25 protein-coding genes and 1 tRNA gene are annotated in these 23,360 nt (G+C 71.8%); 12 read left to right on the top strand and 14 right to left on the bottom strand.

Going from position 1 to position 23,360, the window contains the following annotated elements; all coding sequences use genetic code 11:
• Window positions 1–11 precede the first annotated feature (11 nt).
• Window positions 12–1,133 (bottom strand): DUF3344 domain-containing protein, encoded by a 1,122-nt coding sequence (locus CP980_RS19635; RefSeq protein WP_308439401.1) that lies wholly within the window; start codon window positions 1,131–1,133, stop codon window positions 12–14.
• 189 nt (window positions 1,134–1,322) lie between these two features.
• Here CP980_RS19635 and CP980_RS19630 point away from each other — a divergent pair, with 189 nt between their 5' ends.
• The 5 genes from CP980_RS19630 to CP980_RS19610 all read left to right on the top strand — a co-directional run bounded on the left by CP980_RS19630 (window position 1,323) and on the right by CP980_RS19610 (window position 4,389).
• Entirely contained in the window at window positions 1,323–1,550 is a 228-nt protein-coding gene (locus tag CP980_RS19630; protein WP_229907252.1) for a chaplin, read from the top strand.
• Between the two features lie 142 nt (window positions 1,551–1,692).
• Window positions 1,693–2,103 (top strand): rodlin, encoded by a 411-nt coding sequence (locus CP980_RS19625; RefSeq protein ID WP_099891617.1) that lies wholly within the window; start codon window positions 1,693–1,695, stop codon window positions 2,101–2,103.
• Between the two features lie 256 nt (window positions 2,104–2,359).
• Entirely contained in the window at window positions 2,360–2,593 is a 234-nt protein-coding gene (locus CP980_RS19620; protein ID WP_132757504.1) for a chaplin, read from the top strand.
• Window positions 2,594–2,712: 119 nt separating this feature from the next.
• Complete coding sequence (locus CP980_RS19615; RefSeq protein ID WP_150528720.1) at window positions 2,713–3,870, top strand: chaplin; 1,158 nt, start codon at window positions 2,713–2,715, stop codon at window positions 3,868–3,870.
• 168 nt (window positions 3,871–4,038) lie between these two features.
• Window positions 4,039–4,389 carry a hypothetical protein gene (locus CP980_RS19610; protein WP_132757508.1) on the top strand — a complete coding sequence of 117 codons (351 nt, stop codon included), beginning with the start codon at window positions 4,039–4,041 and terminating at the stop codon, window positions 4,387–4,389.
• 111 nt (window positions 4,390–4,500) lie between these two features.
• Here the strand turns inward: CP980_RS19610 and CP980_RS19605 are convergent, their stop codons facing one another.
• Both CP980_RS19605 and CP980_RS36395 read right to left on the bottom strand, forming a co-directional pair.
• Window positions 4,501–4,740, bottom strand: coding sequence for a chaplin (locus CP980_RS19605; RefSeq protein WP_054222414.1), 240 nt, complete (start codon window positions 4,738–4,740; stop codon window positions 4,501–4,503).
• 167 nt (window positions 4,741–4,907) lie between these two features.
• Window positions 4,908–5,462, bottom strand: coding sequence for a hypothetical protein (locus CP980_RS36395; protein WP_150528719.1), 555 nt, complete (start codon window positions 5,460–5,462; stop codon window positions 4,908–4,910).
• Between the two features lie 280 nt (window positions 5,463–5,742).
• On the opposite strand from CP980_RS36395, the gene CP980_RS19595 reads away from it, so the two are divergent.
• A complete protein-coding gene (locus tag CP980_RS19595) occupies window positions 5,743–6,153 on the top strand; it encodes a rodlin (protein WP_132757510.1) in 411 nt (136 codons plus the stop codon).
• A gap of 107 nt (window positions 6,154–6,260) precedes the next feature.
• Here CP980_RS19595 and CP980_RS19590 read toward each other — a convergent pair whose 3' ends face one another.
• The gene (locus CP980_RS19590; RefSeq protein ID WP_132757512.1) at window positions 6,261–6,902 is read right to left on the bottom strand and encodes a vitamin K epoxide reductase family protein; all 642 of its coding nucleotides are present in this window, start codon (window positions 6,900–6,902) and stop codon (window positions 6,261–6,263) included.
• 192 nt (window positions 6,903–7,094) lie between these two features.
• Here CP980_RS19590 and CP980_RS19585 point away from each other — a divergent pair, with 192 nt between their 5' ends.
• Window positions 7,095–7,877: a DUF6227 family protein gene (locus CP980_RS19585; protein WP_132757513.1), complete on the top strand. Its 783-nt coding sequence runs from the start codon at window positions 7,095–7,097 to the stop codon at window positions 7,875–7,877.
• A gap of 7 nt (window positions 7,878–7,884) precedes the next feature.
• Here CP980_RS19585 and pfkB read toward each other — a convergent pair whose 3' ends face one another.
• From pfkB to CP980_RS19570, 3 genes are all read right to left on the bottom strand, one after another.
• The gene (gene pfkB / locus CP980_RS19580) at window positions 7,885–8,835 is read right to left on the bottom strand and encodes a 1-phosphofructokinase (RefSeq protein ID WP_150528718.1); all 951 of its coding nucleotides are present in this window, start codon (window positions 8,833–8,835) and stop codon (window positions 7,885–7,887) included.
• Entirely contained in the window at window positions 8,832–9,590 is a 759-nt protein-coding gene (locus tag CP980_RS19575; RefSeq protein ID WP_150528717.1) for a DeoR/GlpR family DNA-binding transcription regulator, read from the bottom strand. The genes pfkB and CP980_RS19575 overlap by 4 nt, the downstream gene beginning before the upstream one ends.
• A 120-nt stretch (window positions 9,591–9,710) precedes the next feature.
• On the bottom strand, window positions 9,711–11,195 hold the full coding sequence (locus CP980_RS19570; RefSeq protein ID WP_229907238.1) for an MFS transporter: 1,485 nt from the start codon (window positions 11,193–11,195) through the stop codon (window positions 9,711–9,713).
• A gap of 64 nt (window positions 11,196–11,259) precedes the next feature.
• Here CP980_RS19570 and CP980_RS19565 point away from each other — a divergent pair, with 64 nt between their 5' ends.
• Window positions 11,260–12,210 carry a helix-turn-helix transcriptional regulator gene (locus CP980_RS19565; RefSeq protein WP_132757521.1) on the top strand — a complete coding sequence of 317 codons (951 nt, stop codon included), beginning with the start codon at window positions 11,260–11,262 and terminating at the stop codon, window positions 12,208–12,210.
• Window positions 12,211–12,317: 107 nt separating this feature from the next.
• Here the strand turns inward: CP980_RS19565 and CP980_RS19560 are convergent, their stop codons facing one another.
• The gene (locus CP980_RS19560) at window positions 12,318–13,295 is read right to left on the bottom strand and encodes a sigma-70 family RNA polymerase sigma factor (protein WP_099891593.1); all 978 of its coding nucleotides are present in this window, start codon (window positions 13,293–13,295) and stop codon (window positions 12,318–12,320) included.
• Between the two features lie 455 nt (window positions 13,296–13,750).
• Between CP980_RS19560 and CP980_RS19555 the strand changes: the two genes are divergently transcribed.
• Entirely contained in the window at window positions 13,751–14,395 is a 645-nt protein-coding gene (locus CP980_RS19555; RefSeq protein WP_132757523.1) for a Uma2 family endonuclease, read from the top strand.
• Between the two features lie 82 nt (window positions 14,396–14,477).
• Here CP980_RS19555 and CP980_RS19550 read toward each other — a convergent pair whose 3' ends face one another.
• Complete coding sequence (locus CP980_RS19550; RefSeq protein WP_099891589.1) at window positions 14,478–16,016, bottom strand: MFS transporter; 1,539 nt, start codon at window positions 16,014–16,016, stop codon at window positions 14,478–14,480.
• Between the two features lie 94 nt (window positions 16,017–16,110).
• Complete coding sequence (locus tag CP980_RS19545; protein WP_132757525.1) at window positions 16,111–16,821, bottom strand: TetR/AcrR family transcriptional regulator; 711 nt, start codon at window positions 16,819–16,821, stop codon at window positions 16,111–16,113.
• Window positions 16,822–17,067: 246 nt separating this feature from the next.
• Here CP980_RS19545 and CP980_RS19540 point away from each other — a divergent pair, with 246 nt between their 5' ends.
• Both CP980_RS19540 and CP980_RS19535 read left to right on the top strand, forming a co-directional pair.
• A complete protein-coding gene (locus CP980_RS19540) occupies window positions 17,068–18,345 on the top strand; it encodes a M6 family metalloprotease domain-containing protein (RefSeq protein ID WP_132757527.1) in 1,278 nt (425 codons plus the stop codon).
• Between the two features lie 30 nt (window positions 18,346–18,375).
• A complete protein-coding gene (locus CP980_RS19535; protein ID WP_150528716.1) occupies window positions 18,376–18,858 on the top strand; it encodes a RidA family protein in 483 nt (160 codons plus the stop codon).
• Between the two features lie 27 nt (window positions 18,859–18,885).
• On the opposite strand, the gene CP980_RS19530 is transcribed toward CP980_RS19535, so the two are convergent.
• A complete protein-coding gene (locus CP980_RS19530) occupies window positions 18,886–19,761 on the bottom strand; it encodes an FAD binding domain-containing protein (protein ID WP_150528715.1) in 876 nt (291 codons plus the stop codon).
• Between the two features lie 268 nt (window positions 19,762–20,029).
• Between CP980_RS19530 and CP980_RS19525 the strand changes: the two genes are divergently transcribed.
• Window positions 20,030–20,102: transfer RNA gene (locus CP980_RS19525), tRNA-Arg, on the top strand.
• A gap of 53 nt (window positions 20,103–20,155) precedes the next feature.
• Here the strand turns inward: CP980_RS19525 and CP980_RS19520 are convergent.
• The 3 genes from CP980_RS19520 to CP980_RS19510 all read right to left on the bottom strand — a co-directional run bounded on the left by CP980_RS19520 (window position 20,156) and on the right by CP980_RS19510 (window position 23,358).
• Window positions 20,156–20,785: a sortase domain-containing protein gene (locus CP980_RS19520; protein WP_229907237.1), complete on the bottom strand. Its 630-nt coding sequence runs from the start codon at window positions 20,783–20,785 to the stop codon at window positions 20,156–20,158.
• Window positions 20,786–21,043: 258 nt separating this feature from the next.
• Window positions 21,044–21,247: a hypothetical protein gene (locus CP980_RS19515; RefSeq protein ID WP_229907236.1), complete on the bottom strand. Its 204-nt coding sequence runs from the start codon at window positions 21,245–21,247 to the stop codon at window positions 21,044–21,046.
• Window positions 21,248–21,345: 98 nt separating this feature from the next.
• Complete coding sequence (locus tag CP980_RS19510; protein WP_373312945.1) at window positions 21,346–23,358, bottom strand: MFS transporter; 2,013 nt, start codon at window positions 23,356–23,358, stop codon at window positions 21,346–21,348.
• Window positions 23,359–23,360 lie beyond the last annotated feature (2 nt).

Raw genomic sequence — 23,360 nt, 5'->3', positions numbered from 1 at the left:
GTCTCCTACGTTCAGCGGCGCGCGTCTGTCTGAACGAAGAGCACGCCGAGGAATTGACCCTGGCTTTCGCCCGTGAACCTGAAGCTCAGGCTGCGGGCACCACCGGACAGGGCGGGACTCAGGTCGAACACGTCCGCGTCATATCCGAGATTATTCATATGTTCGGGCTGTCGCACGAACGAGGGATCCCCGAATTCCGTGATGGTGGAATTCATAACATCATTAAAAGGATTTTCTGCATCGCTGATGTCGACCCGGCGGCCACTGTCGGAGGTCACCGTGAGTGAGTCCCCGAGGGTCCCCCGGTCCCCGTCGTACGCGACCACCCCGGCCTTCCCCGCAGCACCCGCGGCCGCGTCCAGCCCGGCGATCTCGACCGTGTCGACGGCCCCGGCGCCGGCGCCCGCGGCGATCGACTCGAAGCCGTCCCACACTGAGATCCGGCGCACCGGCTCCTGCGGGTGCTCGTACGCCACGACCAGCGTCCAGCCGCCCCAGGCGCCCACCTCGGAGTGGCCCATGGCGATGTTCAGCTGCGCCACCGTCCACATCCCGGCGCCGCCCTTGCGGACCATCGGCGTGACGTCGGCCGAGGCCTGGTAGGCATCGCTGCCCGCGTCCGAGCGGTGGCCGATCACCGTGTCGGCGAGGACCTCCTTGTAGGCCCCGCCCGGCTCGGCGACCAGCACCCGGCCGTTGTCCTCCGGCGGCTTCTGCTCACCCACCCGCAGGTTCCCGCCCCAGTACAGGCGGGCGTACGAGACCTTCGCGCCCTGCGGGACCTTGAGCTCGGCCCGGGTGGAGTTGTAGGTGTCCGGGTCCTTGTCGACCTCGCTGTAGAACATGTCGAAATCGCCGTTGACCCCCGCCGCGCCCCGGTTGACCTCGGCGCACGGCTCGGCGTCCGGGGCCTCCGCGCCGCGGCAGGCGATCGAGGAGTTGGAGGCCCGGACCAGTCCGCCGCGCTGCACGGCCTGGTAACGCTGGGTGAAGGGGACCTTGGCCATTTCCCGCACGGCGGGGGCGGCGGGGCCCGGCGGCGCAGCGGCGGCGGCCGCTGCCGGGACGTTGGCCGAAAGTGCGAGGCAGGACAGCAGACCGAGCGTGCCGAGGATTCTGCGGGACGAACCCATGACCCTGTCTCCATTTTCGATCAAGGGGACAAAACAGAAGTGAACTTTGTCAGAAAGGAGGCGGGAAATCACGCCGGACTCGCTCGTACGGCCTTTTGGGCGATAACACGCACCCTCACAGGCGGCGGGTCGTTATGCGGTGCACCATTGTTCGAACCGAAAGGAAAAACGGAGATGAAGAAGAGGCTGATGCGCGGCACCACCCTGGCGGTCGCCGGCACTGCGGCGCTGATGGGCGGCGCGGGCCTCGCCTCCGCGGACTCGACGGCCGCGGGCCTCGCGGCGGAGTCCCCCGGCGTGGGCAGCGGCAACCTGGTCCAGGTGCCGGTCAACATCCCCGTGAACGTCTGCGGTCTCACGGCGAACCTGGTCGGCGCCCTGAACCCGACGTTCGGCAACACCTGCGTCAACGCCTGACCGACGGTCCGACTGTCAGCCGAACCGTCAATCAGGCCGCTCGAAACCAAGGCATCCGGGTGAAGCGACGCAACCCGAACCGGGGCGGGCCCGTTGTTCCGGGTGCTCCACCACCGGGCAATCCAGCAAAAAAGGGACGACAATGATCAAGAAGATGATGGCCACTGCGGCTGCCGCAGCCTCGGTCGTGGGCATCGGTGCCGCCATGGCCCCGCAGGCGATGGCGATCGGCAACGACAACGGCATCAACACCGTCAACGGCAACGGCGCCTCGCAGATCTACGGCAACCAGGCCACCTACGGCAACATGAGCCCCCAGATGGCGCTCATCCAGGGCTCGTTCAACAAGCCCTGCATCGCGCTGCCGGCCAAGGTCAACGCGCAGTCGATCCTCGCCCTCGTCAACGTCGGCGTCCAGGACATCCCGATCCTGTCCAACCCGATGAACCAGCAGTGCACCGAGAACTCCACCCAGGCCAAGGGCGACGAGCCGCTCTCGCACATCCTGGACAACATCCCGGTCCTGTCGGGCAACGTCTCCTCCGGCAGCTGACCGCAGCCCGCGCAAGCGAGGCCGCCGCACCCTCCGGGTCGCGGCGGCCTCGCCGCTTCTCCACACCGCTCGTCCACACCGCGCCGCACCCTCCCGCCCGCGCCGCGAATAGCGCGTAAATCCGTCGCGAATTCCGGGTGGCGCACGCGCGAGTAAATTCATGACACCGCTCGCGAAAATCTCCGGTTTCTTTTCCAGGACACACTCGTTGTTATTTCTGCAGTGGACACGCCCCTGCGGGAAGGATCGAAAACAAATGACGTACAAGAAGGCAGTGGTGCTGGCCGCCGGCGTTCTCATGGCCGCCGGTGCCGCCTCGCCCGCCATGGCCGACGCGGCTGCCGACGGCAAGGCCGTCGGCTCCCCCGGCGTGCTCTCCGGGAACCTGGTCCAGGTTCCGGTGCACGTCCCGGTCAACGTCTGCGGCAACACCGTCAACGTGATCGGTCTGCTGAACCCCGCGTTCGGCAACACCTGCGTCAACGCCTGACGAAGCGCCCGCCCGCCAGGGCAAACCTCCTCGGGGTGGCCTCGGAGTGCACGGCGGTGCACTCCGAGGCCACCTTCGATCCAGCACCGGCGGGAGTGCCGGTAGACAGGGAAGGACCCATGCGACAGGTACTGAGCCGACAGGTACTGGGCAAGGGGGTGCTCACGGCGGCGGCCGCCTCCAGCCTGCTCTCGATCGCGACCGGCGCGGCCTACGCGCACCCGGGGGCGATGGCCGAGGCCTCGCATTCGCCGGGCGTGCTGTCCGGCAACAGCGTCTCGGTACCGATCACCCTCTCGCCGAACGTGTGCGGCAACAGCGTGGACGGCGGAGCGGCGCTCAACCCCTCGATGGGGAACAACTGCGCCACTACGACCGGCCCGGACGTCCACCATGCCGACCGCGCCGACCGCGACTACGAGCGCTACCTCAGCCCCGAACACGCCGAGGCCGTCGAGCGCTACCTCGAAGAGCACCAGGGCGGCCGGCACGCGCTGCCCGAGCAGCGCCACGAGGAGCCGCGCTACGAGGAGGCCCGCCACCACGCACCCCGGCACGCGGCCCCCCGCTACGAGGAGCCGCGCGACGAGGGCGGGTACGGGGGCTCGGACGAGGAGGAGTGCGACGACCACCCGCACGCCCTCCCGGCCCCGGCGCCGGTGGCCCACCACGCTCCCCCGGCGCCCGAACGCCCGCAGCCGCGGCCGCGGCCCAAGCCGGAGGCGGAGCACCCGGCTCCGAAGCCCGCGCCGAAGCCCCACCCGGCGCCGAAGCCGATCCCCCACCCGGCGCCGAAGCCGCCGGTCCACGAGGTGCCCGCGCCGGCGCCGCTCCCCGCGCCGCTGCCGGCCCCGGTCCACGAGGCACCCGTACCGCTCCCCGCGCCGGTCGCGGAGGCGCCGCGGCCGCTTCCGGCCCCCGCGCCGGTGGCCGAGGAGGCCCCCGTACCGGCGCCGCCGCACGGCAGCCACTTCGAGGAGCACCCGGCGCCCGCTCCGGCGCCCGAGGTCGTCCGTCCCGCCGACCAGCCGCCGGCCGCCCCCGCCGGTGACACCCCGATCCACCTGGCGCCGGCGCCCGCTCCGGCCCCCGTGCCGGTGACCCCCGTAACCCCGGCCGCGCCGGCCCCCGTACCGGCCCCGGCGCCCGCCCCGGCGCACGTGTCCGCGCCGGAGCTCGCCGCGACGGGCGCGGGCCGGCCCGGCGCCGCGGCGGCCCTCGCCTCGGCGCTGATCCTGGGCGGCGCCATTCTCTACCGGAGGTCCCGAATCGCCTGACCGGCAATACCGGTAATCGGAAGAAATATCGGCCGGAGAATCCTTCGTCGGGTTCTCCGGCCGTTGCCGTACGCGTTTCCGGAGCGGCGGGTAATCGTTACCCAGGGCGAAAGCGGCGCCACGGTCGCCGCCGACGTCCGCCGCCCACGAAAGAAGAGGATTTCGATTATGAAGCTCACGAAGGTCGCCGCGGTCATCGCCGGCTCCGTTGCCGCGCTCGGCGCCTCCGCCCCCGCCTTCGCCTCCGCAGCGCCGGTCGCGATGCCCCCCATGAGCCTGACGAGCGGGGCCACCGAGGCCGTCAACTCGCTGGCCCCGGTCACCGAGTCGCTCCCGCAGACGGTGGGCAACGGGGTCGCCGAACAGGGCGAGGCCGTCACGAAGGTCGTGGACACCGCCCAGCGCGTCAACAAGGTCCGCAACGATGCTCCGGGCGAGGTGCTCAAGGTCGCCAACGGGGCCACCCAGGCCTCCCCGGCGCTCCTCGGCGGCGTCAAGCTCAACGGCGGAGCGCACTGAGCCGGTCCGGTCCCCCGCCCCCGGCGGGATCCGCGGGATCAGCGGGAGCAAAGAGCTGTGGGCGCCACCGGCGAGGCCGGTGGCGCCCACAGTCAGGTGTTACGACTGACGTCAGTCGTTGACGCAGACGTTGCCGAACGCGGGGTTCAGCAGGGCGATCACGTTGACGGTGTTGCCGCAGACGTTGACCGGAACGTGAACCGGGACCTGGACCAGGTTGCCCGAGAGGACACCGGGGGAGCCCACGGCCGCGCCCTCGGCCGACGAGTCGGCCATGGCGGAGCCGGCGGCACCGGCCGCAGCGAGACCGGCGGTGGCCAGGACCAGGGCGGCCTTCTTGGCAGAGTTCATGGGAAGTGCACCTTCTGTTCGATGTTCTGCCCCGACGTGGGGCTCACACCGAGCGAAACGGTCCAGCGTCCCGTACGACACGGCTCCGCGCGCAATCAGACCTGTTCAGCTCAATAGTCGTAACCACGCGCGGTTTTCGGCCGTTCATCTGCGATCATTCCTCCCCGCTACGGGAGGGCGGGGAGCTCCGGCACGACCTCCACCGGCGTCAGGCCCGGGTCGGCCGGCTCGGCCGGCTTGACGGGGTTGACGGGGTAGAGCGGCTTGACCGGCTTCACCGGTGCCGGCCGTGCCGGGACTGCGGGCGCCGCCGGCTTGGAGACCGGCGCCACCGGGTTGGAGACGGGGATCTCCGGGACCTCGGGGATCGACGGGATCTCGGGGAGGGACGGGATCGGCAGCGACGGGATCGCCGGGATCGCCGGGAGGCTGGGCAGGGTCGGCAGCGAGATCGGCGGGAGCTTCACCCCGGGCAGGAGTCCCTCCAGGGACTTGGTGAGCCCGTCGAGGATCGCGGTGATCTGCGCGAGGAGGTCGTCGAGCGGGCCGGCGGCCGCCGCGCGGCGGTCGATCTGCTGCTGGACGGCCGCGACCCTGTTCCGGACGGCGGCGGCCGTGTCACCGTCCGCGGCGCCCGCGGGGGCGGCCGCGCCGGAGAGTATGACGACGGCGAGGGCCGACGGGACGAGGACGCGGACGCGGGACGGCTTCGTGCGGTGCATGGCGGTTCCTTCGGTGGTCGCACAGATGCGGACCCGAGCGATCCGCTTCCTCACCCACCGTGCGAATACCTTCCACGGAGCGCAACCGGAGCGTGCGCCACCAGCTGCCTCTGAGTGCTGCGTACGGGCTTCGCGCACGCGTCCGCAGAAGACTCACCCTGGACGGGGAAATCCCCGGCCGCGGCGGGCCGTTTGAGTGAAGCGGCGGAACCAACCCCCGGGAAGGGCAGTTGACCAGGGCGCTCCACTAGCGGGCACTCGTGCGACAAAAGGACCAATGATGTTCAAGAAGATCATGACTGCTGCCGCGGTCACCGCCGCCGCCGTCGGCGCGGGCGCTGCTGTTGCGGCCCCGGCCATGGCCATCGGCAACGACAACGGGATCAACACCGTCAACGGGAACGGTGCTCAGCAGATCTACGGCAACCAGAAGACCGAAGGCGCGCAGAGCCCGCAGCTCGGCCTGGTCCAGGGCACCCTCAACAAGCCCTGCATCGGTCTGCCGGTCAAGGTCAACGCGCAGTCGATCCTCGCCCTCGTCAACGTCGGCGTCCAGGACATCAACGTCCTGTCCAACCCGATGAACCAGCAGTGCACCGAGAACTCCACCCAGGCCAAGGGCGACGAGCCGCTCTCCCACATCCTGGACAACATCCCGGTCCTGTCGGGCAACGGCTCCGTCGGCAGCTGATCTCCGCTCCCCTGCTTTCCGCGGTACGGGCCCATCGTGCCCGTGGAGCGATGTGACGAGGGCCCCGGCAGCGTCCAGCTGCCGGGGCCCTCGGGCGTGCGGGGCGGTCAGCCGGTCCAGAACTCCCACCAGCGGGTGAGGATCAGCATGGCGATCACGCCGATGTGCAGGGCGGGCGGGGCCCAGGCGAACTCGGCGAAGAAGGTCCGTACCGGGCCGGGCGCGGGCAGGGCGCCCGTACGGACGTTGTGGGCGGTCACCGCCCAGAACATCAGCAGGGTGGCCGCCCAGGTCAGGCAGCACCACAGGCAGAGCGCGTTGATCTCGTACAGGGACTGGACCATCAGCCAGGTGCAGAAGCCGACTCCGAAGACCGTCCCGGCGTTCAGTCCCAGCCAGAACCAGCCGCGGTAGCGGGCGCCGGCCAGCAGGCCCGCGCCGACGCAGACGACGGCGGCGAACGCGACGAGGCCCAGCAGGGGGTTGGGGAACCCGAAGGCCGCCGCCTGCTCGCTCTTCATGACGCTGCCGCAGGAGACCACCGGGTTCAGGCTGCAGGCGGGTTTGAAGTCCGGGTCCTCCAGCAGGAGGAACTTGTCGAGGGTGATCACCCAGGAGGCCAGCACCCCGGCGGCCCCGGTGAGCACCAGCAGCCAGGCGGGCGCCCGCCGGCCGGCCTCCGGTCCGCCCTCGTCCCCTTGGGAGGGCAGCCCCTGTTGGCGGGGAAGGCCCACTGTTTTCGTTGCCATACGGCCCATGTTCCCGCGCTCCCGCACAGACCCGGGCGAACCATGCTCATCCCGGGCCAAGTTGACCTGAAGGTGTGGCGGGAACCCCTGATGCTTCCCGGACGTTTTACCGAACCCCGGACGTGATGTCAGACCCAGGGGCTACGTTGAGCTTCCGAGAAGTCACTAGCTGCGACGGCCTGGAGACCCACCTTGAGCGATCCGTACGAGACAACCGAGGCGCACCTCGAGCGACTCCTGGGCCGCGCCCTCAACTCCTTCGACCTGCCGGACCGGTTGGTCGAGCGCCTCGGTACGGCGCTCGCCCACAGCTCCTCGCTGTACGCCACCCACCACAGCCCGGCGGCGGGCCTGTGGCGGGAGACCCACCGGCACACGTACCTGCTGTCCGACGGCGGTTCGGCCTCTCTGTGGGAGCTGGTGTACCGGCTGGTGGGCGACCGGACGATCCGGCACGAGGTCTTCGTGAGCAAGGCGGAGGCCTGCCTGGCCGTGGCCCGGCTGTTCGGCGAGGCCCCGGCGGAGGCGGCGTTCGACCCCGAGCTGGATCCGGCGCTCGCGGCCGCCGAGGAGGGGCCGGACACCGATGTGGCGGGGCTGGGCGCGCTGTTCGCGGCGACGCCGCCGGCGCGGCGGCACCGGGAGTACGCGGTGGAGGAGTCCGCCGACCACGCCCGCCGGGTGCTGCGGCGCGCGGAGAACCCGGACCGGCCCGGCGAGGGGACGGCGCTGCTGCTGCGCTCGGCGTACGCGCACCAGATCACCCAGGCGTTCGGGCCGCGGCCGTTCACGGCGGACGGGCGGGGCACCGGGTTCAACCTGTACGAGCACTCGTTCGTGCTGCTGGACGGCAGCGAGCTCAGCCTGTGGGAGGTGGAGCACACGGCGACGCCGGACGGGCGGCACATGTGCGAGGTGTACGAGAGCGAGGCGGCAGCCCGCGGGGCGATGGAGCTGCGCGCGCGGGTGAGGTGACCGCGCCTCAGGGCAGGGCGGGGCGGGAGAGGCGGAGCTCCGGGGGCGGGTCCTGCGTGATGCGGACGTCTTCCGGGCGCAGGTCCGCCGGGGTCGGCATGGCGCTGCCCGGGAGCCGGACCGCGGCCGCGCCGTGAGCCAGGGCCGAGGCGAGGGCCTTGGGGCCGGTTCCGCCCGCGATCAGGAAGCCGGCCAGCGAGGCGTCGCCCGCCCCGACGTCGCTGCGGACGGCGGCCACGGGGGCCGTGCCGTGGAAGGTGCCCTCGGCACCGACCAGGAGCTGCCCGTCCGCGCCGAGTGAGGCCAGTACGGCGCCGGCGCCCCGCGAGCGGAGCTCCTGGGCCGCCCGGACGGCTTCGCCGAGGGTGGCCAGCGGGCGGCCGACCGCCTGGGCGAGTTCCGGGGCGTTCGGCTTGATCAGGTCCGGGCGGGCCGCGAGGGCCGCGGTCAGCGCCGGGCCCGAGGTGTCGAGGGCGACCCGGGCGCCGGCCTCGCGGCCGCGGGCGACCGCGTCGGCGTACCAGTCGGGGGCCAGGCCGCGCGGGAGGCTGCCGCAGGCCGCGATCCAGTCGGGGTGGCCGGCGGCGGTGCGTACGGTCTCCAGCAGGAGGGCGGATTCCTCCCCGGTGAGTTCGGGCCCCGGTGCGTTGATCTTGGTGAGGGTGCCGTCCGGTTCGACGAGCGAGATGTTGGACCGGGTCTGCCCGGAGATCGTCACCGCCGTGACGTCCACGCCCTGTACGCCCAGGAGTTCGGCGATCAGGGCGCCCGCGGAGCCGCCGAGCGGGAGGACCGCCGTCGTGAGGCCGCCCGCGGCGGCCACCGCGCGGGAGACGTTGACCCCCTTGCCCCCGGGGTCGACGCGCTCGCCGGTGGCGCGCAGCACCGCGCCCCGGCCGAGCGAGGGGACCTCGTACGTCCGGTCGAGGGAGGGGTTCGGGGTGACGGTCAGGATCATACGAGCACGACTTCCGTACCGGCGGCCTCGATGGCCGCCTGCTGGGCAGGGGCGAGCCCCTGGTCGGTGATCAGGAGGTCCACGTCCGCGAGGGAGCCGAAGCACGCGAAGTGCTCCCGGCCCGCCTTCGAGGAGTCGGCGAGCAGCACCACCCGGCGGGCGGCCGCCATCGCGGCCCGCTTGACGGCGGCTTCCGCGAGGTCGGGGGTGAACAGGCCGTGCGCCGAGAAGCCGTTGGCGGCGAGGAAGGCGACGTCGGCGCGGATCTCGGCGTAGGCGCGCAGCGCCCAGGCGTCCACGGCGGCCCGGGTGCGGTGGCGGACGCGCCCGCCGACGAGGTGGAGGTCGATGCCGGCGTGGTCGGCGAGGCGGGCCGCGACGGGCAGCGCGTGGGTGACCACGGTGAGCGCGGCGTCGACGGGGAGGGCGGCGGCGAGGCGGGCGACGGTGCTGCCGGCGTCGAGGACGACGCTCCCGCCCGCGGGGATCTCGGCGAAGGCGGCGGCCGCGATGCGGTCCTTCTCGTCGGCGCGGGTGGTCTCGCGTTCGGTGAGGTCCGGTTCGAAGTCGAGGCGGCCGGCCGGGATGGCCCCGCCGTGCACGCGGCGGACCAGGCCGGCCCGGTCCAGGGCCTTGAGGTCGCGGCGTACGGTCTCGGCGGTCACCTGGAAGCGGTCGGCGAGGGAGAGCACGTCGATCCGGCCCGCCTCGCGGGCGAGGCGGAGGATCTCCTGTTGGCGCTCCGGTGCGTACATGTGGGTTCGCGTCCGTTTCTGCGGATTACGCCTACTGTACGCCGATATCAAGCCATACCAAACCAAACGGGCACGCCCGCCAACAGAAGCGGACATGCCCGTACGGGGGTGAGGGAGGCGTTACCCGACGGGAACGGCCTCGGAGGCGGGGGCCTGCGTACCGCCCTCGCGCTCCTCCATCGGGACCTGCTTGCGCGGCAGCACGAACATCACCGCGAAGATCACGACGAGCACCGCCACGACCCACCACAGCGAGCCGCGGAAGGCGTCGACGTACGGCGCGCCGAAGGCCCGGTCGTCCTCGATCGACCCGAAGAAGACGACGGAGGTCAGCGCGAGGCCGAGCGCGTTGCCCATCTGGCCGGTGGTGTTGATCAGGCCGGAGGCCGAGCCGGCGTGCTCGCGCGGCACCTGGGACAGGATGGTGTCGTTCAGCGGGGCGACGATCAGGCCCATGCCGATGCCCATGACGACCAGCGGGGCGGCCATCTGCCAGGAGGCGATCCCCATGCCGTAGTGCTGCGACTCCCAGATGTAGAGGAGCAGACCCGCGGCCATGGTCAGCGCGCCGGCCTGGAGCACCTTGCGGCCGAAACGCGGGACGAGCTTCTCGACCGAGAGCCCGGCCGCGACGGAGACGGCGATGGAGAAGGGGATGCCGGTGGTGCCGGCGCGCAGCGGGCTCCAGCCGAGGCCCATCTGCATGTAGAGCGTCCAGACGAGGAAGAAGATGCCGGTCGCCAGGCCGAAGGTCAGCTGGACGGCGATGCCGCCGGCGAAGCTCTTGATCCGGAAGAGGGAGAGCTCGACGAGCGGGGAGCCGTCCTTCTTGATCTTGTACTTCTCGTACGCGATGAAGGCGGCGAAGACCAGCGGCGAGGCGCCCATGCACAGGAAGCCCCACAGCGGCCAGTCGTTCTCCCGGCCCTGGGTGAGCGGGAAGATCAGCATGACCAGGGCGAGGGTGGCCAGGACCACACCGACCAGGTCGAGGCGCAGGGCCTTGGGGGCCTTGGACTCCGAGATGAACTTGCGGCCCAGGATCACGGCCGCGATGCCGACGGGCAGGTTGATCAGGAAGATCGTGCGCCATTCGAGGCCGAAGAGGTTCCACTCGGTGAGCAGCGCGCCGAGCATCGGCCCCGAGACCGCGCCGAGGCCGACGATCGCGCCGAACATGCCGAAGACCTTGCCGCGCTCGTGCGGCGGGAAGGTGACGTGGATGATCGCCAGGACCTGCGGCACCATCATGGCCGCCATGCCGCCCTGGAGGAGGCGGGAGGCGACGAGCATGGCGGGGTCGGCCGCGATGCCGCACAGGAGGGAGGCGGCGGTGAAGCCGGCGACGCCCACGAGGAAGAGGCGCCTGCGTCCGTAGATGTCCCCGAGGCGTCCGCCCGTGATGAGGCCGGCGGCGAAGGCGAGCGCGTAGCCGGCGGTGATCCACTGGATCGCGCTGGTGGAGGCGCCGAAGTCCTGGCGCATGCTGGGTATCGCGATGTTGACGATCGTGACGTCGACGAGGTCCATGAAGGACGCGGTCATCACGATGGCCAGCGCCAGCCAGCGGCGGCGATCGGCGGGCGAGGTGGTCTCGGAGGTCATGGAAGGAAACCTAGACCCCATCTAGGCCAGAGGGTGTCCTACTTCCCGTGGCAATGTGGATCGTATGACCGACACCCCGGCGCGGCTGCTGACCCTGCTCTCCCTGCTCCAGACCCCGCGCGAATGGCCCGGCAGCGAGCTGGCGGAGCGGCTGCGGGTCAGCCCGCGCACGATCCGCCGCGACATCGAGCGGCTGCGGGAGCTGGGGTACCCGGTGGAGGCCACGCTGGGCGCCGAGGGCGGGTACCGGCTGGTGGCGGGGGCCGCGATGCCGCCGCTGCTGCTGGACGACGAGGAGGCGGTGGCGATCGCGGTGGGGTTGCGGGCGGGTGCCGGGCACGCCATCGAGGGGGTGGAGGAGGCCTCCGTACGGGCCCTCGCGAAGCTGGAACAGGTCCTGCCGGGGCGGCTGCGGCGCCGGGTGGGGGCGTTGCAGTCGGCGACGGTCGCGGTGACCCGGGGGGACGGGCCGAGCATCGACCCGCGGACGCTGACCACGATGGCGGCGGCGGTGGCCGGCCCCGAGCGGCTGCGGTTCGCGTACCGGGCGCGGGGCGGGGCGGACTCGAAGCGGCTGGTGGAGCCGTACCGGCTGGTGAGCACCGGGAGCCGGTGGTACCTGGTGGCGTACGACCTGGACCGGGGAGACTGGCGGACGTTCCGGGTGGACCGGGTGGCGGAGCCGTTCGCGACGGGCGCCCGGTTCACTCCGCGGGAGCTGCCGATGGACGCGGCGGAGTTCGTACGGCGCGGGCTGCGGGGCGGGGAGACGTACCCGGTGGACGTGTCGTTCGAGGCCCCGGCCGAGGTGCTGCCCGGATGGCTGCGCCAGCACGCGGAGCCCGTGGACGGGGGCTGCCGGGTGCGGTTCTCCAGCGGGGACTCCCCCGAGTGGGTGGCGGCCCGGCTGGCGCTGACCGCGGTGCCCTTCACGGTCCACACCCCCGACTTCCTGACCGAGGCGGCCCGCGCGCTGGCGTCCCGGCTCACGGCGGCGGTGCGGCCGCAGGGGTGAGTGGGGGCGCGGGGGAGCCCCCGGCGCCTGGGGGGGGGTAGGCACCGGGGGCTCGTTCTGGGGGCGCGGCCCGCCGGTCGGGCGGGCGGGCGGCCGGTCGGTCCGGGTCAGGCCACCGCGTCGAAGCCCGTGTCGCGGGCCATCCGCTTCAGCTCCAGCAGGGCGTGCTTCTCGATCTGCCGGATCCGCTCGCGGGTCAGGCCGTGCTGCTTGCCGACCTCCGTCAGGGTCCGCTCGCGGCCGTCGTCGATCCCGTACCGCATCTTGATGATGGACGCCGTGCGCTGGTCCAGCTTGCCCAGCAGGTCCTCCAGCTCCTCGCTGCGCAGGAGCGACAGGACAGACTGCTCGGGGGAGATCGCGGAGGTGTCCTCCAGGAGGTCGCCGAACTGCGTCTCGCCCTCGTCGTCCACCGCCATGTTCAGGCTGACGGGGTCGCGCGCCCAGTCCAGTACGTCACCGACGCGCTTCTCCGTCGTGTCCAGCTCGGCGGCGATCTCGGCGTGCTCCGGATCCCGGCCGTTCTCGCGGTTGAACTCGCGCTGCACGCGGCGGATCCGGCCGAGCTCCTCGACCAGGTGGACGGGGAGGCGGATGGTGCGGGACTGGTCGGCGATGGAGCGGGTGATGGCCTGGCGGATCCACCACGTCGCGTACGTGGAGAACTTGAAGCCCTTGGCGTAGTCGAACTTCTCGACGGCGCGCACCAGGCCGGCGTTGCCCTCCTGGATCAGGTCGAGCAGGGGCAGGCCGCTGCGCGGGTAGCGCCGGGCGACGGCCACGACGAGGCGCAGGTTGGAGCGGATGAAGATCTCCTTGGCCCGCTCCCCCTCCGCGGCCAGGGCTTCCAGCTCCTCGCGGGCCGGGGTCTCGCCCTCGCGCTCTATCTCTCCGTCGAGGATCTGCCGGGCGTAGACGCCCGCTTCGATGATCTGGGAGAGCTCCACTTCCTTGGCCGCGTCGAGCAGCGGGGTACGCGCGATCTCGTCGAGGTACATGCCCACCAGGTCGCGGTCGGCGATCTCCCCGCCCACAGCGCGGGCGCTGCCCCTGGACTGACTACGGGCGACGGCGCGGGTTGCCATGCGTGCTCCCTTGCAATGAGTTAGGTCGCGGTGCGGCTGCTGGAACGCGGGGGTCTTGCCGGTGCGTCCCCGCATCCCTGGACACTCTCCCGAGTGCCCGCTTCCGAAGGAAACAACGACTGGAATCGGGACAGAATTCCCACGGCGGTCCCTCTTTTTGGGGATCTTGCAGTATCCTGCCCCGCCACCGCGTCGGGGTGACCGCCGTCACACTCCGCGACGCGCGCCGCGGCTGCTCACTCCGCCCCTGAAGACGACCCCCGCCCCCTTCTGGTTGCCTCCCCCACCCACCGAACCGCCGGATACCCGACAACCACCCCAAACCCACCCCTCCCTCACCCGTCCGGACGAGAGGCGGGCGTATTCCCGCGGCATGGCCGGGCCGCCTCCTGGCTTGGGAGAGTCGCTTGTGCCGCCCGGCCGGCGACGCCCAGACTGAGAGGAGGTGCTGCACCATGACCGCTCTCGCCCACGAGACGCTGGAGGCCGTAATGCCGGAGGTCGCGACGTCCCCGTCGGACCAGGACGAGGCCGTGTGGCAGTCATGGAAAGCCATGGACCCCCCCGAGGGCTATCACGCCGAGATCGTCGAGGGGTTCATCGAGGTGTCACCCACGGGGCGCTACTCACACGGACGGATCGCGAACCGGCTTCGGCGCGCCTTGGACGCGTTCCTGCCCCGCGGCGAGTTCGCTGCGTACCAGGACATGAACGTCGTCCACCACCGCAAGGCGTGGATCCCCGACCTGTTCATCTCACTGGATGACGCGGAGGAACACGTGACCGAGGACGGCCTCGGGATCGACGCCACCGCGGTCCAGCTGATCGTCGAAGTCGTATCCCCCGGCCACGACAACATCACCCGCGACCGCACCCGCAAGCGGCGCGAGTACGCGCGCGCGGGGATCGCGGTCTACGTGCTCATCGACGACTACGACGCGGGCGGCACCGTCACCGTGCTGAGCGCGCCCGATCCGGGGAGCGCCGTCTACCAGGACGAGGTCAGGGCCTCCTACGGAACCGGCGTCACCGTTCCCTCGGGCCCCGCCAAGGGGTTCACCATCGGCAGCGACATCACCGGGCCCGGCGGGGCGGGCTAGCGCGGGAACAGGACCGGCCCCGTGCCGTTCGCGAGCGAACGGCACGGGGCCATCAGTCATTCCCGGGGTTCCCCGAGGCGCGTCAGTGGGCGATCACCGGGATCTTCACCTCGGCGTCGGCGCCCGCGCCGTCACCGGAGGCGACCGGACCGCCCGCGCCCGGCCGGCCCGTGGTGATCAGCGTCAGGGCGATGGTCGCGCTGGCGACCAGGATGCCGACGGCCCACCAGATGGCGGAGGAGTAGCCCTCCACCATCGCCTGGGCCTGCACCAGCTTCGCCGCCGGGCCGCCCGCCGCGACCGCGGCCGCGTGGTCGGTCAGGTACGCGGTGGTCGCCGAGGCGGCGATCGTGTTCAGCAGCGCGGTGCCGATGGCGCCGCCCACCTGCTGCGAGGTGTTGACCATGGCGGAGGCGACACCGGCGTCGGCCGGGTTCACACCGTGCGTGGCCAGCGACATGGCCGGCATGAACGCCGTACCCATGCCCAGACCCAGCAGCAGCTGCGCCGGCAGGATCAGCGCCGGGTACGAGGACCCGACCTCCAGCTGGGTCAGCAGCAGCATGCCGGTGGCGGCGAGCAGGAAGCCCGGGCCCATCAGCAGCCGGGGTGCGACCCGGGTCATCAGACGGGCACCGATCTGGGTGGAGCCCGTGATCATGCCCGCGATCATCGGCAGGAAGGCGAAGCCGGTCTTGACCGGCGAGAAGCCCTTCACGACCTGGAGGTAGTACGTGAGGAAGAGGAACAGGCCGAACATCGCGATGACGGCCAGGCCGAGCGAGAGGTAGACACCACCGCGGTTGCGCTCCAGCAGGACGCGCAGCGGCAGCAGCGGGGACTTCACGCGGGACTCGACGAACACGAAGGCCGCGAGCAGCACCGCCGAGGCGACGAACATGGTCACGGTCAGCGCGTCCGACCAGCCGGCCGACTCGGCCCGGGTGAACCCGTAGACCAGCGCGACCAGACCCGTGGTCGACAGGATCACGCCGGGGATGTCGAGCGGGGCGCGGTTGCGGCCGCCCGCGGGCTCACGGATGATCATCCACGCACCCACGGCCGCGATGATCGCGAACGGGATGTTGACGAAGAAGGTCCAGCGCCAGTTCAGGTACTCGGTGAGGAAGCCGCCGAGGATCAGGCCGACGGCGCCACCGCCACCGGCGATCGCACCGTAGATGCCGAAGGCCTTGGCCCGCTCCTTGGCGTCGGTGAACATCACGGCCAGCAGGGAGAGCGCGGCCGGGGCCAGCAGTGCGCCGAAGGCACCCTGGAGGGCGCGGGCACCCAGCATCATCGCCTCGCCGTTGGCGGCGCCGCCGAGCGCGGAGGCCAGGGCGAAGCCGATGAGGCCGACGATGAAGGCGTTCTTACGGCCCCACTTGTCGGCGATGCGGCCGCCGAAGAGCAGGAGTCCGCCGAAGGCGAGCGCGTACGCGGTGATGACCCACTGGCGGTTGCCGTCGGAGATGCCGAGGTCGGTCTGGGCGGACGGGAGCGCGATGTTCACGATCGTCGCGTCGAGGACGACCATCAGCTGGGCCAGGGCTATGAAGACGAGTGCCTTCCAGCGACTGGGATCGGCAGCCAGCGGCGCGGGCGCGGCTGTTTTGGACATGGGGGTACCCACTTACTGTGTGGAATGACTGAAATCTGGTGTTTAAAACTGTTTAAGGCGGGTTTACGACGCTAGCGGGCGCGACCCGGCGGCGTCACATGGTTTTCTGCCGGAGGTCTTCGAGGGTGGCCGCCTCACCCGGCAGTTCGGAGCGGGCGGGCGCACGCAACCCGTCCAGGAACAGCTGGAGATGACGGTGGACGAACCCGTCGACCGCCATGCACGAGATGCCCGGAAGGGGCCGGCTGAGCTGGGAGAGGGCGACCATCAGGTCGCCCACGCCGATGTCCGTCCGGACCAGCCCGGCTTCCTGACCCGCGGTCACGAGGGTCTCGACGGCCTCCGCCAAGGCCTCGCGGGCCGCGATGAGTTCGGGGTGCTCGCCGTCGAAGTCCCCGGCGAGCATGGGGCACAGGGCGCCGATCCGCTCGTCCGCGGCGGCGTGCGTGAAGCGGCACAGCGCCGCGAAGGCGTCGGCCTCCTGCGCGAGCGCGTCCTCGGCCTGGACCGTGACCCGGTCCATGACGAAGAGCACGACGTGGTGGACCAGGGCCGCACGGTCGGGGAAGTGCCGGTAGAGGGTCGCGTTGCCGACGCCCGCCCGGCGGGCGATCTCGTCGAACGGCGCCGCCGAGCCCTGCTCCACCAGTACCTCGCGCGCCGCCGCCAGGATCCGCTCGCGGTTGCGGACGGCGTCCGCGCGCGGCCGCGGGACCGGGGTGGACTCCGCGGACGGATCCGCCGGCAGGTCCACGGCCGCCTCCGGGGCGGACGGGGCCGCCGCCGAGGTGGTGGGGCGCTTCATGCGGGGCCTCCCTGGGCCTTGGGTCTCGTACCCGCTCCCAAACGGGGAGCCGGTCCCCGCTTTGCGGGACTCCCGTACAAACGGGGATTGCGTCCCCGGTTATTTCACTCTCTTGTGTGACCTGGGTCACATTCGGGTTCCCGTTCGGACGTACCCGACGCGCGGGCGCGCCGCGGCCGACGGAGGGTGATCGCACAGAGCGCAGTCCGGGCCCGGCCGGCTGCCGCGGACCCGAAGGCGATCTCCATGCCGCAGACCCGCCACCGGATACGCGCACCACGCCGCGCCGGCGCGTACATCGGCCTCACCGTGCTGGCCCTCGGGATCACCGCCACCGCGAGCACCGGGATATCCAGCCGAGGCCACTCCGCGGCCGGGCCCGTGGCCACGAGCGCCGAGTCGGCGCTGGCACCCTGCCGGATCACCGGCGCGATGGGCGTCCAGATGTCCGAGGGGCTGCCGACCCCGCCGGGGTACTCCCGCTCGACCGGCGAGGTCCGCGCGCTGAACCTGATGATCGACTTCCCGGACGCCAAGGGCGAGGGCACGGCGCTGGACCGCATGGCGGAGTTCTTCCCCCAGACCTCCGACTGGTTCCGCACCAGCTCGTACGGGCGGCTCACGTACCGGGCCGAGGCCCCGATAAGGACCTGGCTGCGGATGCCGATGCCGTTCGCCGCGTACGGGATCGGGCGCGGATCCACGTACGAGCCGGGCTACCGGCAGCTCGTCGAGCACATCGTGAAGGCCGCCGACGCGGAGGTGGACTTCAGCCGCTACGACCTGGTCAACATCCTGGTCACGCCCAACGCCGGACCGTCCGCCCTGGACACCGTGCTCTCGGTGACCTTCTCGGGGAACGCCGAGGCGCCGATGGCCGACGGCGTACCCCTCGCCAACACGTCCTTCGTCTACAGCCGCCAGGACGACGGCTCGGGCACCTACCGGGAGACCGGCTACCGGGTGCTCCCCCACGAGAACGGGCACGTCTTCGGGCTGCCCGACCTCTACACCGCCGACGGCGGGGGCACGGTCGGGCACTGGGACATCATGAGCGAGGACTGGGGAGCCAACAACGACCTGCTGGGCTGGCACAAGTGGAAGCTGGGCTGGCTGGACAGCTCGCAGATCAGCTGCGCCGCGAAATCCGGCGTCAGCGACCACACCCTGACCCCGCTGGGGGTGCAGGGCGGCACCAAGCTGGCCTTCGTCCCGCTGTCGGACACCGCCGGGTACGCGGTGGAGGTGCGCACCCAGGCCGGGAACGACGAGGCCGTCTGCAAGCCCGGCGTACTGATCTACAAGGTGGACTCCCAGGTGGACACCGGGCGCGGGCCCGTCACCGTCTCGGACAGCGCGGTCGGCAGCGGTGGCTGCACCCGGCGCCCCAACGTGCACGGGGAGCTGTCGGACGCGCCGTTCCGGCCGGGCGAGACCTTCACCGACGAACAGACCGGCATCAGCGTCTCGGTGGTGGGCGAACTGCGCAACGGCAGCTTCCAGGTCCGCATCACCCGCCCCTGAGACACCGGCACGACACCGAGGAGACGCAGGATGACGACCGGCACCCCCGAAGAGCGGCTCGCAGCGGCCGGGTTCACCCTCCCGAAGACCCTCGCCCCGCTGGGCGCGTACGTGCCGGCCCTGGTCAACGGGCACCACGTGTACACCTCCGGCCAGCTCCCGATGGTCGACGGCGCGCTGCCGCTGACCGGCAAGGTCGGGGCCGAGGTGACCGAGGAGCAGGCCAAGGGGCTGGCCCGACAGTGCGCGCTGAACGCGCTCGCCGCGATCGCCTCGGTGGCCGGGGACCTGTCCGCCGTGAAGCGGGTGGTCAAGGTGGTCGGGTTCGTCGCCAGCGATCCGCGGTTCACCGGCCAGCCCGGCGTGGTCAACGGGGCGAGCGAGCTGTTCGGCACCGCTTTCGGCGACGCCGGCATCCATGTGCGCAGCGCGGTGGGGGTGGCGGTGCTGCCGCTGGACGCGCCCGTCGAGGTGGAGGTCGTCGTGGAGCTGCACACCCCGATGGGCGTCTGAGGCGGACCGCCGGGCCGGGGCACGCGGTCACGCGGCCGGGCGGCCGCAGTACTCCTCCCAGGTCCACAGGAGCTGACGGCGGGCCAGGACGCCCACGGCGTGCCGGCGGTACTTCGCGGTGCCGCGCACGTCGTCGATCGGATTGCAGGCCGCGGCGGCGAGATCCCCGAACTGCTTGGCGATGGACGGGGTGATGGCCGTACGGGACTCCCAGAACCCGCCCTCGTCCAGCGCGGCGGCCAGGAACTCCTCGGCCGTCTCGGCCCGGACCGGCGTGGGCGCGGCCGAGCCGATGCCCGTACGGACGCTCCGCGTGCGCGGGTGCAGGGCCAGGCCGAAGGCGCAGACGGCGATGACCATGGCGTTGCGGGTGCCGACCTTGGAGAACTGCTGGGGCCCGTCGGCCACGGAGACGTGCACGGCCTTGATCAGCTCGTCGGGGGCCAGGGCGTTGCGCTTGACCCCGGTGTAGAAGGCGTCGATCGGGATCAGCCGGGAGCCCCGTACGGACTCCACCTCGACCTGCGCCCCGGCGGCGAGCAGCGCCGGGTGGGCGTCACCGGCCGGGGAGGCGGTCCCGAGGTTGCCGCCGACGCTGCCGCGGTTGCGGATCTGCGGGGAGGCCACGGTGTGCGAGGCGAGGGCCAGGCCCGGGAGCTGCGCCCGCAGGTGCTCCATGATCTGCGTGTACGGGACGGAGGCGCCGAGCCGTACGACGTCCTCGCCGGTCTCCCATTCCCGCAGCGCCCCGATGCGGTTCAGGTCCATGAGGTACTCCGGCCGGCGGTGGTCGAAGTTGATCTCGACCATCACGTCGGTGCCGCCGGCGATGGGCACGGCGGTGGGGTGCTCCGCCTTGGCCGCGAGCGCCTCCTCCCAGCCGGCGGGACGAAGGAATTCCATGGGAGTCCCATGGACCGGCGCACGGAACCTCAAACCGAATCGTCCGGAATTCCCCTCGGCGACGGCGCGCCCCGGCCTCCGCCCGCCCGGCAACACGCCACTGAGCGCCGGTGTACTGCCGGCCGGTGTCGCCCTGCGGGCCGGCGCCGACCTCGTTCATCGCGCGGCGGCCGAGCCGCACGCGGCCTCAGACGAGCCCGGCGCGGGTGCACGGGAATCGAGGCGACCTCGACCGGCCTGATCGGCTAGGCTGTCAGCGCTCGGTCGCGCCTTCGTAGCTCAGGGGATAGAGCACGGCTCTCCTAAAGCCGGTGTCGCAGGTTCGAATCCTGCCGAGGGCACAGCCCGAAGGGCACTTACCGAAGTCGGTAAGTGCCCTTTTGCGTGCGGTGGGTCAGGCGACCAGGTCCGCGTAGAAGATGACGTTGTTGGTGCGGTGGCCGTCCTTGATCTCGCCGCCGCAGGTGAGGAGGCGGAGTTCGGGGCGCCGGGTCTCGCCGTAGACCTTGTCGGTCGGGAAGTCCTTCTTGTTGACGTCCTCGATCTCGCGGATCTCGAACGTGGCCGTCCTGCCGTCCTCGCGCGGTACTTCGATCAGGTCGCCGAGCTTGATCTTCTTGACGTCCTTCATCAGCGCCGGGCCGTGCTTGGTGTCGAAGTGGGCGACGAGGACGGAGACGCCCTTCTCGCCCGGGGTCGCACCCCCGGTCCACCAACCGGGGCTGTTCGCCTCCGTGTCGGCGTCGGGAACGCCGAGTTCGCCGGTGGCGTCCACCTTGAGGTCGACCATCTTCTTCGCGTCCACGCCCGCCGCGTCGATCTTCATTCCGGTGGGCTTCGACGGGGGCAGGGCGGTCGAGGTGTGGGCGGCGGGGGCTGCCGCCGACGCGTTGCCGACCTCGGGGTCGGGCGGGAGCTTCGTGCCTCCGGCGCCGCAGGCGGCCAGGGCGCCCGTGACGGAGAGCGTCAGGGTCGTCGTCATGATCGCCCGGCGCGTACGGGGCATGAGGGTGCTGGGGGGCATGGCGTTCTCCGTGCAGGGAAGGGCCGCCGGGCGGAGGCCCGACGGCCGGGGCGCGGTGGGGCGGCGTGGGCGGGCCGGCGACGGAACCGACATTACGGGGGTCATGTTCTGGTAATCCGTCGGCAATGTAACGATTGTCCGGACGCTCGGGCGCAGCCCCGTGAAGGACCGAAGTCCCAGGTGGAAGCCGTACGAAAGCCCTCCCGGCCGAAACCGGGAGGGCTGGGACGTGAGACGCGTGCGTCCTGGGTCCTGGGATCAGCTCAGGCCTCTGCTGCGTTCACCGATGCGGTCGCCCTGGGGCGCCCCGGCCCGCTTCAGGGACGCCTTCGTGTGCGCTCCGCCCTTGACCTTGCTCCGCACCAGCCCGTCGAACCCGTGGCCCGCCGGACGCGGCGGCCGATCCGGCTCCTGGGCCTGGAAGGCCTCGCGGAAATCCTGCCTCTGCTGCTCTTTGCTCATCCCGTCGTCAACTCCCTCGGGAAGCACCCAATCGGACTATTGGGATCGTATGCAGATATGCGGAGCAACGCACCCGGACCGACCGTAAAAACTCCCGATCAAGGGCGCGGCGGAGCCGGGCGCTCCAGCGGCCCCGACAGCCACCGCGTCAGCTCCTCCGGACAGGGCGTCCCGCGCGGCAGCTGGTACTTCGCCGCGACCCGGTACACCCCCGGCCCCGGCGCCAGCAGCTCCGTCCAGACATCACCCGCCGGGTCCGGAGCCGCCTTGAACAGGCAGCCCGCCGTGTTCGCGTACTCCTTCGGCAGCGTGCCCGAGCCGCCGCCCCCGCCCCCGCCGCGCGCCTTCGACGCGAAGGTCTCCTGCGGCGGCGGCACCGGCTTGCCCGCCCCGTCCACCAGCCCCAGCCACGGCGAGTGCGGGATGCGTACGAGCACCCGCCCGGCCGCCTTCACGTCCACGACCAGCTGGTCCGCGCCCGCCCGCACCACCGTGGCCGGCCCGGACACCAGGTCCGTAGGCCCGTCGACCTTGAACAGCTGCCAGTTCCGGTCGCCCCACACCTGCTCCAGGTACGGGAGCCCCTCGCGCACCAGCTTCGCCTCGTCCTCACCGCCCGAATCGGGTTTGTCGGCGGGCAGCACCACGTAGTGCACGGCCCAGCGGTCCAGCCACTCGCGGTAGCTCGCGGCCGTGAGGGTGTCGTCGTAGAAGAGCGGGTTCCGTTCCAGGTCGGCCTGCCGGTTCCAGCCGCGCGCGAGGTTCACGTACGCGGGGAAGGCGGAGGACTCGCGGTGGCTGCTCGCGGGGACCACCTCGACCCGGCCGCGCTCGGCGTCGACCTTCTTCAGCTGGTCGACCAGCGGGGCCAGCTCCCGGTTCCAGGCGGCCACCGGGGTGGTGCGGACGATGTCCGTGATGCTGTTGGCGGTGATCCAGACGTTGATGCCGACGAACGCGAACAGCAACCCGTACCAGCGCCGGCTGCGCGGGACCGCGTACGGGAGGGCCGCGAGCAGCACGGCACCGCCGAACAGCATGACCATCCGGGTGACGTTCGAGCCGACCTGCGAGTCGATAGCCCAGGTCAGCAGCACCCCGAAGGAGTACACGGCGGAGGCGATCCGGACCGTCTTCCACCGCTTCGGTACGAGGAACAGGATCGCCAGCCCGAACACGAACGGCGGCGCCGCCGAGCCCAGCTTCATCGGCTGCGTCCCGGAGAACGGGAACAGCCAGGCCGACAGCCCGACGACCGCCACCGGGGCGAGGCCCAGCGCGTACGCCCCCGGGCGCCGCCCGCTCAGGAACAGCGCGGCCGCGATCACCCCGAGGAAGAGCCCGGCGACCGGGCTGGAGGCGGTCGCGAGCCCGGCCAGCGGGGCCGCCACGGCCGCCTTGGCCCAGCGCCGCTCCGCCCATCTGCGGGGCCAGCAGAAGACGGCGGCGACCGCGCCCAGCGCGAACATCGCGCCGAGCCCGAAGGTGACCCGGCCGGACAGGGCGTTGCACAGCAGGCCGTACACCCCGGCCAGGGCCGGCCACAGCGGCTCGCGGACGGTGGCGCGGCTGCGGGTCAGGATCAGCGCCAGCAGCCCGGCCGAGACCGTGCCGGCGACCATCATCGTGGTCCGCACGCCGATCATGTGCATCACGTACGGGGACACCACGCTGTACGAGACGGGGTGCATGCCGCCGTACCAGGCGAGGTTGTACGCCGAGTCCGGATGGCGGCCGACGAACTCGGCCCACGCGTCCTGGGCGGCCAGGTCGCCGCCGCTGTTGGCGAAGCTGAAGAACCAGATGACGTGCAGCAGGGCGGCCACGGCGGTGGCGACGAGCACGGGGTGGCGGCGCAGCAGGCCGGGGGCGCGGGAGCCCGCGGTGGCGGTGGCGGGTGCCGCAGCGGGTGCGGTGGGCGTGAGGGCCGGAGCCGGCGTGGCGACCGGAGCCGGGGTGACGACCGGAGCCGGGGTGACGGCCAGGACGGGCGTGGCAGCAGCCCGGGCGGCGGCCCCTATGCCGCCGGGTGCGGCCTCGGGCACGTCGCCTCCGCCGGCGGCTTCCGGTACGTCCCGGTCTCCCTGGCTCTGCTGCTCAGCGGTGGTCACTG

Source organism: Streptomyces vinaceus, assembly GCF_008704935.1.
Lineage (GTDB): Bacteria > Actinomycetota > Actinomycetes > Streptomycetales > Streptomycetaceae > Streptomyces > Streptomyces vinaceus.
This window is presented reverse-complemented; position numbering and strand designations above follow the sequence as displayed.

Bases quoted from the DNA above. Each gene is read 5' to 3' on its own strand.
- CP980_RS19575 (WP_150528717.1), bottom strand. From the start codon at position 9,590: ATGTACGCACCGGAGCGCCAACAGGAGATCCTCCGCCTCGCCCGCGAG.
- CP980_RS19595 (WP_132757510.1), top strand. From the start codon at position 5,743: ATGTTCAAGAAGATCATGACTGCTGCCGCGGTCACCGCCGCCGCCGTC.
- CP980_RS19555 (WP_132757523.1), top strand. From the start codon at position 13,751: ATGACCGCTCTCGCCCACGAGACGCTGGAGGCCGTAATGCCGGAGGTC.
- CP980_RS36395 (WP_150528719.1), bottom strand. From the start codon at position 5,462: ATGCACCGCACGAAGCCGTCCCGCGTCCGCGTCCTCGTCCCGTCGGCC.
- CP980_RS19630 (WP_229907252.1), top strand. From the start codon at position 1,323: ATGCGCGGCACCACCCTGGCGGTCGCCGGCACTGCGGCGCTGATGGGC.
- CP980_RS19530 (WP_150528715.1), bottom strand. From the start codon at position 19,761: ATGGAATTCCTTCGTCCCGCCGGCTGGGAGGAGGCGCTCGCGGCCAAG.
- CP980_RS19560 (WP_099891593.1), bottom strand. From the start codon at position 13,295: ATGGCAACCCGCGCCGTCGCCCGTAGTCAGTCCAGGGGCAGCGCCCGC.
- pfkB (WP_150528718.1), bottom strand. From the start codon at position 8,835: ATGATCCTGACCGTCACCCCGAACCCCTCCCTCGACCGGACGTACGAG.
- CP980_RS19605 (WP_054222414.1), bottom strand. From the start codon at position 4,740: ATGAACTCTGCCAAGAAGGCCGCCCTGGTCCTGGCCACCGCCGGTCTC.
- CP980_RS19625 (WP_099891617.1), top strand. From the start codon at position 1,693: ATGATCAAGAAGATGATGGCCACTGCGGCTGCCGCAGCCTCGGTCGTG.
- CP980_RS19615 (WP_150528720.1), top strand. From the start codon at position 2,713: ATGCGACAGGTACTGAGCCGACAGGTACTGGGCAAGGGGGTGCTCACG.
- CP980_RS19545 (WP_132757525.1), bottom strand. From the start codon at position 16,821: ATGAAGCGCCCCACCACCTCGGCGGCGGCCCCGTCCGCCCCGGAGGCG.
- CP980_RS19570 (WP_229907238.1), bottom strand. From the start codon at position 11,195: ATGACCTCCGAGACCACCTCGCCCGCCGATCGCCGCCGCTGGCTGGCG.
- CP980_RS19635 (WP_308439401.1), bottom strand. From the start codon at position 1,133: ATGGGTTCGTCCCGCAGAATCCTCGGCACGCTCGGTCTGCTGTCCTGC.
- CP980_RS19540 (WP_132757527.1), top strand. From the start codon at position 17,068: ATGCCGCAGACCCGCCACCGGATACGCGCACCACGCCGCGCCGGCGCG.
- CP980_RS19620 (WP_132757504.1), top strand. From the start codon at position 2,360: ATGACGTACAAGAAGGCAGTGGTGCTGGCCGCCGGCGTTCTCATGGCC.
- CP980_RS19520 (WP_229907237.1), bottom strand. From the start codon at position 20,785: ATGCCCCCCAGCACCCTCATGCCCCGTACGCGCCGGGCGATCATGACG.
- CP980_RS19565 (WP_132757521.1), top strand. From the start codon at position 11,260: ATGACCGACACCCCGGCGCGGCTGCTGACCCTGCTCTCCCTGCTCCAG.
- CP980_RS19515 (WP_229907236.1), bottom strand. From the start codon at position 21,247: ATGAGCAAAGAGCAGCAGAGGCAGGATTTCCGCGAGGCCTTCCAGGCC.
- CP980_RS19550 (WP_099891589.1), bottom strand. From the start codon at position 16,016: ATGTCCAAAACAGCCGCGCCCGCGCCGCTGGCTGCCGATCCCAGTCGC.
- CP980_RS19610 (WP_132757508.1), top strand. From the start codon at position 4,039: ATGAAGCTCACGAAGGTCGCCGCGGTCATCGCCGGCTCCGTTGCCGCG.
- CP980_RS19535 (WP_150528716.1), top strand. From the start codon at position 18,376: ATGACGACCGGCACCCCCGAAGAGCGGCTCGCAGCGGCCGGGTTCACC.
- CP980_RS19590 (WP_132757512.1), bottom strand. From the start codon at position 6,902: ATGGCAACGAAAACAGTGGGCCTTCCCCGCCAACAGGGGCTGCCCTCC.